This is a genomic window from Vibrio sp. 03-59-1, from assembly GCF_013114135.1.
Classification (GTDB): domain Bacteria; phylum Pseudomonadota; class Gammaproteobacteria; order Enterobacterales; family Vibrionaceae; genus Vibrio; species Vibrio cortegadensis.
Genome location: NZ_VTYA01000014.1, coordinates 88,196 through 96,293, shown reverse-complemented (window position 1 = coordinate 96,293; position 8,098 = coordinate 88,196). Strand labels below are relative to the sequence as shown.

Annotated in this window: 7 protein-coding genes and 1 pseudogene; all 8 read left to right on the top strand. The window is 43.6% G+C overall.

Annotated features, from left to right (window positions below; all coding sequences use genetic code 11):
• Window positions 1-111 (top strand): annotated as a pseudogene (locus tag F0249_RS15025) (elongation factor Tu); the annotation flags it as partial.
• A gap of 257 nt (window positions 112-368) precedes the next feature.
• Window positions 369-746, top strand: coding sequence for a preprotein translocase subunit SecE (gene secE, locus F0249_RS15020; protein ID WP_017053176.1), 378 nt, complete (start codon window positions 369-371; stop codon window positions 744-746).
• Between the two features lie 12 nt (window positions 747-758).
• Complete coding sequence (nusG, locus tag F0249_RS15015; protein WP_017053177.1) at window positions 759-1,307, top strand: transcription termination/antitermination protein NusG; 549 nt, start codon at window positions 759-761, stop codon at window positions 1,305-1,307.
• Between the two features lie 138 nt (window positions 1,308-1,445).
• Window positions 1,446-1,874: a 50S ribosomal protein L11 gene (gene rplK, locus F0249_RS15010; RefSeq protein ID WP_113795395.1), complete on the top strand. Its 429-nt coding sequence runs from the start codon at window positions 1,446-1,448 to the stop codon at window positions 1,872-1,874.
• A gap of 4 nt (window positions 1,875-1,878) precedes the next feature.
• On the top strand, window positions 1,879-2,583 hold the full coding sequence (gene rplA / locus F0249_RS15005; protein WP_113795396.1) for a 50S ribosomal protein L1: 705 nt from the start codon (window positions 1,879-1,881) through the stop codon (window positions 2,581-2,583).
• A gap of 252 nt (window positions 2,584-2,835) precedes the next feature.
• On the top strand, window positions 2,836-3,330 hold the full coding sequence (gene rplJ, locus F0249_RS15000) for a 50S ribosomal protein L10 (RefSeq protein ID WP_045103110.1): 495 nt from the start codon (window positions 2,836-2,838) through the stop codon (window positions 3,328-3,330).
• Window positions 3,331-3,387: 57 nt separating this feature from the next.
• Window positions 3,388-3,753: a 50S ribosomal protein L7/L12 gene (gene rplL / locus F0249_RS14995; RefSeq protein WP_113795397.1), complete on the top strand. Its 366-nt coding sequence runs from the start codon at window positions 3,388-3,390 to the stop codon at window positions 3,751-3,753.
• Between the two features lie 251 nt (window positions 3,754-4,004).
• Window positions 4,005-8,033: a DNA-directed RNA polymerase subunit beta gene (rpoB, locus tag F0249_RS14990; RefSeq protein ID WP_017053182.1), complete on the top strand. Its 4,029-nt coding sequence runs from the start codon at window positions 4,005-4,007 to the stop codon at window positions 8,031-8,033.
• The last annotated feature ends 65 nt before the right edge of the window (window positions 8,034-8,098 follow it).

Sequence of the window (8,098 nt, the reverse complement as noted above, 5' to 3'; positions counted from 1 at the left end):
ATGACGGTTGAGCTAATCGCTCCAATCGCAATGGACGACGGTCTACGCTTCGCAATCCGTGAAGGTGGCCGTACAGTTGGTGCTGGTGTTGTTGCTAAAATCTTTGCTTAAGATTTGACTAACTACTAGTAAAAAGGGCATCATTTGATGCCCTTTTTTCTGTGTTAACCTTTAAGGTTATATAAAAGAGTAGATTTGATGGTTTTTTCATCAGTTTTTACTTTAAAAGCATAGAAAAAAGGTTAAGTTTATCTTAATCGATAAATAAAGTAGCGGCTCTGTGAATGTTTTGGAGTGGTTACAAGGAAATAGCCCTGCAACAGCGGGGTATTGTCGTCTATATTTATGACTTATCACAGGTTGGTTTTATGAAAGCAAATGCTGAAACTCCTGATAGCTCAAGTGCAGCAGATACTTTTAAGTGGTTTATCGCTTTTGCTCTGTTAGCCGCCGCTGTTGTGGGTAATTACCTGTATGGTGAATTATCGGTAGTAATTCGCGTTGCAGGTGTCGTTGTTCTTATCGCAGGTGCATTAGGCACAGCGGCAACAACAACTAAAGGTAAAGCTGCGATCTCTTTTGCTCAAGAGTCTCGAGTAGAAGTTCGCAAAGTTGTTTGGCCTACTCGCCAAGAAACTATGCAAACTACGTTGATCGTATTAGCTGTATGTATTGTAATGGCATTAGTGCTATGGGGCATTGACGGCATTATGGTTCGTCTTGTTGCATTCGCAACTGGTGTGTGAGGATTCTAATTCATGAGTGAAGCTCCAAAAAAACGTTGGTATGTAGTTCAAGCCTTTTCTGGTTATGAAGGTCGTGTATCTCAATCGTTACGCGAACATATTAAAATGCATGACATGGAAGAATTCTTTGGTGACGTACTTGTACCGACTGAAGAAGTGGTAGAAATGCGTGCAGGACAACGTCGTAAAAGCGAACGTAAGTTCTTCCCTGGTTACGTACTTGTGCAAATGATCATGAATGATGAATCATGGCACTTAGTTCGTAGCATTCCACGTGTTATGGGCTTCATTGGTGGTACCTCTGATCGTCCGGCACCAATCACCGACAAAGAAGCTGATGCTATCTTGAATCGTTTAGAGAAAGCGAGCGAAGCTCCACGTCCTAAAACGATGTTTGAAGCTGGTGAAGTGGTTCGAGTTAATGATGGTCCATTTGCAGATTTCAACGGTACAGTTGAATCAGTAGATTACGAGAAAAGCCGCATTAAAGTGTCAGTATCGATCTTTGGTCGTGCTACGCCTGTTGAGCTTGAATTCGGTCAAGTGGAAAAACTTGATTAAAAACTGGTCTTTTAGACTTGTTATAGGCGTGAAATGTGATTATAATTTCGCGCCTTTTTACGCTATTGCGGAAAAGAATTTTACAAACGGGGAGCTCACCAATAGGTTGGCGTTAGTACCCAAAATTTAGGAAATATCATGGCTAAGAAAGTTGAAGCTTATATCAAACTGCAAGTAGCAGCTGGTATGGCAAACCCAAGTCCACCGGTTGGTCCTGCTCTAGGTCAACACGGCGTTAACATCATGGAATTCTGTAAAGCGTTCAACGCAAAAACAGAATCAGTAGAGAAAGGTCTACCGACTCCAGTTGTTATCACAGTATACAGCGATCGTTCTTTCACGTTCGTAACTAAGACTCCACCTGCTGCAGTTCTTCTTCTGAAAGCTGCTGGCATTAAGTCTGGTTCTGGTCGTCCGAACACTGAGAAAGTTGGTACTGTTACTGACGCTCAAGTTCAAGAGATCGCAGAAACTAAAGCTGCAGACATGACTGGCGCAGACATCGAAGCGATGAAGCGTTCTATCGCAGGTACTGCTCGTTCAATGGGCCTAGTGGTAGAGGGTTAATAAAATGACAAAACTTACTAAGCGTATGCGCGTTATCCGCGACAAAGTTGAAGTGACTAAAGAATACGAAATCAACGAAGCAGTAGCTCTTCTTAAAGAACTAGCAACAGCTAAATTCGTAGAAAGCGTTGATGTAGCAGTTAATCTTGGTATTGACGCTCGTAAATCTGATCAAAACGTTCGTGGCGCAACTGTGCTACCACACGGTACTGGTCGTGATATCCGCGTTGCTGTGTTCACTCAAGGTGCAAACGCAGAAGCAGCTAAAGCAGCTGGCGCAGACATCGTAGGCATGGAAGACCTTGCTGAGCAAGTTAAGAAAGGCGAAATGAACTTCGACGTAGTTGTTGCATCTCCAGATGCAATGCGTGTTGTTGGTCAACTAGGTACAATCCTAGGTCCTCGCGGTCTTATGCCAAACCCTAAAGTTGGTACTGTAACTCCTAACGTTGCTGAAGCAGTTAAAAATGCTAAAGCGGGTCAGGTTCGTTACCGTAACGACAAAAACGGTATCATCCACACTACTATCGGCAAAGCATCTTTCGAAGCTTCACAGCTTCAAGAAAACCTAGAAGCTCTTCTAGTTGCTCTTAAGAAAGCTAAGCCTTCTTCAGCGAAAGGTACTTTCCTGAAGAAAGTAAGCATCTCTACTACTATGGGTGCTGGTGTTACTGTTGATCAAGCAAGCTTGAACACTACAGTAAACTAATTTGCATAGGCGATGAGTTAGTGTATAATTCGTCGCCTAATAAATTGTGGTTGGGTGAATTTTGAAGCAATTCAATTCTCATCTATCTCCAAGACCGTAGGCGCTGTTATTTATCGAATGATATTGATGGCTTAATGCAACCTACGTAGGCGATTTAGGATTGTAGGTCATTTTTTGGCGTTCATGAATATATCGTAAACGCTCTCTACATAACGTAGTGAGTGCTGTAATCACAACCAGAGGTTAATCCAAATGGCTTTAAATCTTCAAGACAAAAAAGCAATTGTTGCTGAAGTCAACGAAGCAGCCAGTGGTGCACTTTCTGCAGTTGTAGCTGACTCTCGTGGCGTTACTGTTGGCGCGATGACTTCTCTACGTAAACAAGCGCGTGAAGCGGGTGTTTACATGAGAGTTGTTCGTAACACACTAGCACGTCGTGCAGTAGAAGGTACTGAGTATGAGTGTCTACAAGACACATTTACTGGTCCATCTCTACTTGCATTCTCTAACGAGCACCCAGGTGCTGCAGCACGTCTTTTTAAAGACTTTGCTAAAGAGAATAAAGACTTCGAGATCAAAGCTGCTGCATTTGAAGGCGCAGTTACTGATGCTGATGTACTAGCGACACTACCAACTTACGACGAAGCAATCGCACGCCTAATGATGTGCATGAAAGAAGCTTCTGCTGGTAAACTGGTACGTACTATCGCTGCTGTTCGTGACCAAAAAGAAGAAGTTGCGGCATAAGCCCTGCTTTAAATTGGTTACTATTTAAACTTATTGTTGACTTAAAAGAGAATTGTTATGTCTATTACTAACGAGCAAATCCTAGACGCAGTTGCAGAAATGTCTGTAATGCAAGTTGTTGAGCTTATCGAAGCTATGGAAGAGAAATTCGGTGTAACTGCTGCTGCTGCAGTTGTTGCTGGTGGCGCTGCTGCAGAATCTGCAGAAGAGCAAACTGAATTCGACGTAGTTCTAACTGCAGTTGGCGGAAACAAAGTTTCTGTAATCAAAGCTGTACGCGGCGCAACAGGTCTTGGCCTGAAAGAAGCTAAAGGTCTAGTTGACTCAGCTCCTGCATCTCTAAAAGAAGGCGTTGAAAAAGCTGAAGCTGAAGCGCTTAAAGCGACTTTAGAAGAAGCTGGTGCAACTGTTGAAATCAAGTAATTATTACTTGATTTCTTAGCCTAACGGCTAATGGCTGGTGGTTTATTAACCACCGGCCTTTTTGCGCTGTAGGGTATAGGTGAATTTTCCGCTGTTTTTGCACCTTTATCTGAGCAAAAGTATTTCGCATAAACTTTGTCGAAATACCACTACTGGAAAACAGTTGTTAGTCACTACCCCCCTCCTTAGCAAAAGATTAAGGAGCAGAGATTGGGTAGTTTGGGTCACTTATCAGCGAGCTGAGGAACCCCATGGTTTACTCTTATACCGAGAAAAAGCGCATCCGTAAGGATTTTGGTACTCGTCCACAAGTTTTGGACATTCCATACCTGCTATCGATCCAGCTTGATTCTTTCGATAAATTTATTGAACAGGATCCAGAAGGACAATACGGTCTTGAGGCTGCTTTTCGTTCTGTATTTCCAATTCAGAGCTATAACGGCAATTCCGAGCTGCAATACGTTAGCTATCGTCTTGGTGAGCCAGTTTTTGATGTTAAAGAATGTCAAATCCGTGGTGTAACTTATTCAAAACCACTACGCGTAAAATTACGTTTAGTTATTTTTGATCGAGATGCACCGGCAGGTACCGTAAAAGACATTAAAGAACAAGAAGTCTACATGGGCGAAATTCCGCTTATGACAGACAATGGTACCTTCGTAATTAATGGTACCGAGAGGGTTATCGTATCCCAGCTGCACCGAAGCCCAGGCGTGTTCTTCGACAGCGATAAGGGTAAGACCCACTCTTCTGGTAAAGTTCTATATAACGCACGTGTAATCCCTTACCGTGGCTCATGGTTAGACTTTGAGTTCGATCCTAAGGATAACTTATACGTACGTATTGACCGTCGCCGTAAATTACCTGCGTCGATCATTCTTCGTGCACTTGGTAAAACGACAGAAGAGATCCTAGATCTGTTCTTCGACAAAGTGAACTTCGAAGTTAAAGATCAAACGCTACTTATGGAACTTGTTCCAGAGCGTTTACGTGGTGAAACTGCATCATTTGACATTGAAGCAAATGGTAAAGTTTATGTAGAAACTGGCCGTCGCGTAACTGCGCGTCATATCCGTCAACTTGAAAAAGATGGCGTTGATTTCATCGAAGTACCTGTTGAGTACATCGTTGGCAAAGTTGCGGCTAAAGACTACATTGATGAAGCGACTGGCGAAGTTATTGTTGGTGCAAACCAAGAAATCAGCTTAGAAGCTCTTGCTAACTTGTCACAGGCAAGTCATAAGCAACTAGAAGTATTATTTACTAACGACCTAGACAATGGTTCGTTCATGTCTGACACATTGCGTGTTGACAGCACAGTAGATCGTATTTCAGCTCTAGTTGAAATCTACCGCATGATGCGCCCTGGCGAGCCACCAACGAAAGAAGCAGCTGAATCTTTGTTTGAAAGCTTATTCTTCTCAGAAGAACGTTATGACTTATCGACTGTTGGTCGTATGAAGTTTAACAGTTCAATTGAGCGTGAAGATGCTGGTGAGCAAGGTACGCTAGACGAAACTGACATCATCGCAGTAATGCGTAAACTGATCGGCATTCGTAACGGTAAAGGCGAAGTGGACGATATCGACCACCTTGGCAACCGTCGTATCCGTTCTGTTGGTGAGATGGCAGAAAACCAATTCCGTGTTGGTTTAGTTCGTGTAGAACGTGCAGTTAAAGAGCGTTTGAGCCTTGGTGACCTTGATGCAATCATGCCTCAAGACCTGATCAATGCTAAGCCTATTTCTGCCGCTGTTAAAGAATTCTTTGGCTCTTCACAGCTTTCACAGTTTATGGACCAAAACAACCCATTGTCAGAAGTAACGCATAAGCGTCGTATTTCTGCTTTAGGTCCTGGTGGTCTTACTCGTGAACGCGCAGGCTTTGAAGTACGTGATGTACACGTAACTCACTACGGTCGTCTATGTCCGATCGAAACGCCTGAAGGTCCAAACATCGGTTTGATTAACTCACTTTCAGCATTTGCACGTTGTAACGATTTCGGTTTCTTAGAAACGCCTTATCGTCGTGTTGTTGATGGTGTAGTTACTGACGAAGTTGATTACCTGTCTGCTATTCAAGAAGGCCAGTTTGTTATCGCTCAGGCGAACGCTGCTCTTACTGAATCTGGATCTTTTGCTGATGAGTTGATTACTGCTCGTCAAAAAGGTGAATCAGGTCTTCACCCTCGCGACCATGTAAACTACATGGACGTTGCAACAAACCAAGTAGTATCTATCGCTGCTTCGCTTATCCCGTTCCTAGAACACGATGATGCGAACCGTGCATTGATGGGTGCGAACATGCAACGTCAAGCTGTACCAACACTAAAAGCTGATAAGCCGTTAGTAGGTACAGGTATCGAACGTAACGTAGCGGTTGACTCAGGTGTAACTGCAGTCGCTAAACGTGGCGGTATGATTCAGTCTGTTGACGCGTCTCGTATCGTAGTTAAGGTTAATGAAGACGAGTTAGTACCTGGCGAAGCGGGTATCGACATCTACAATCTAACTAAGTACACACGTTCGAACCAAAATACATGTATTAACCAACGCCCAACCGTGCTACCTGGTGAACCAGTATCTCGCGGTGATGTAATTGCTGATGGTCCTTCAACAGACCTTGGTGAGCTAGCGCTTGGTCAAAACATGCGTATCGCATTTATGCCTTGGAATGGTTACAACTTCGAAGACTCGATCTTAGTATCTGAGCGCGTAGTTCAAGAAGACCGTTTCACGACAATTCACATTCAAGAACTATCTTGTGTGGCTCGTGATACTAAGCTGGGTTCTGAAGAGATCACTGCTGATATTCCAAACGTAGGTGAATCTGCTCTGTCTAAACTAGACGAGTCAGGTATCGTTTACATTGGTGCTGAAGTTAAGGGTGGCGACATCCTAGTTGGTAAAGTAACCCCTAAAGGTGAAACACAACTGACTCCTGAAGAGAAGCTACTACGTGCTATCTTCGGTGAGAAAGCATCAGATGTTAAAGATACATCACTACGTGTACCTAACTCTATCTCAGGTACGATCATTGATGTTCAAGTTTTCACTCGCGATGGCGTAGAGAAAGACAAGCGTGCGCTTGAAATTGAACAAATGCAGCTGAAAGATGCTAAGAAAGACTTAACTGAAGAATTCCAGATTCTTGAAGGTGGTCTACTAGCTCGTGTTCGTACTGCACTACTCAATGGTGGTTACTCTGAAGCTAAGCTTGATGCGATTGATCGTAAGAAGTGGCTAGAACTAACGTTAGATGACGAAGCGCAACAATCACAGCTTGAGCAACTTGCTGAGCAGTGGGATGAGCTTAAAGCAGACTTCGATAAGAAGTTTGAGACTAAACGTCGTAAAATCACTCAAGGTGATGATCTAGCGCCTGGCGTTCTTAAGATTGTTAAAGTTTACCTAGCGGTGAAACGTCGTATCCAGCCTGGTGATAAGATGGCGGGTCGTCATGGTAACAAAGGTGTAATCTCTAAGATTAACCCTGTTGAAGACATGCCATACGATGAGAAAGGTCAACCTGTAGACATCGTGTTGAACCCACTGGGTGTACCATCACGTATGAACATCGGTCAGATCCTAGAAGTACACTTAGGTTTGGCTGCGAAAGGTATCGGTGACAAGATCAACCAAATGCTGAAGGAACAACAAGAACTGCATAAGTTCCGTAACTTCCTACAGACGGTTTATGATCTCGGTAACACTCGTCAGAAAGTTGATATTGCTGAACTGTCTGATGATCAAGTGCGTACCTTGGTTCAGAACCTACGTGGTGGTCTACCAATCGCTACGCCTGTGTTCGACGGTGCTTCTGAAACGTTGATCAAAGAGCTATTGAAATTAGGTGACCTTCCTGAATCTGGTCAACTAAAATTATTTGATGGCCGTACAGGTGATCAGTTCGAGCGTCCTGTAACTGTTGGTTACATGTACATGCTAAAACTGAACCACTTGGTTGATGACAAGATGCACGCGCGTTCGACTGGCTCTTACAGCCTAGTAACTCAGCAACCACTTGGTGGTAAAGCTCAGTTCGGTGGCCAGCGTTTCGGTGAGATGGAAGTATGGGCACTAGAAGCATACGGTGCTGCATATACTCTACAAGAAATGTTGACTGTGAAGTCGGATGATGTGAATGGCCGTACTAAGATGTATAAGAACATCGTAGATGGCGATCACAGCATGGAACCAGGCATGCCAGAATCGTTCAACGTATTGTTGAAAGAGATTCGCTCGCTAGGTATCAACATCGAGTTAGAAGATAAAGAGTAATCCTTAGGGATTATTTGTTAGAAAGGCGCTCGCCGAGCGCCTTTTCACTCCTTACAGGGGCTGAT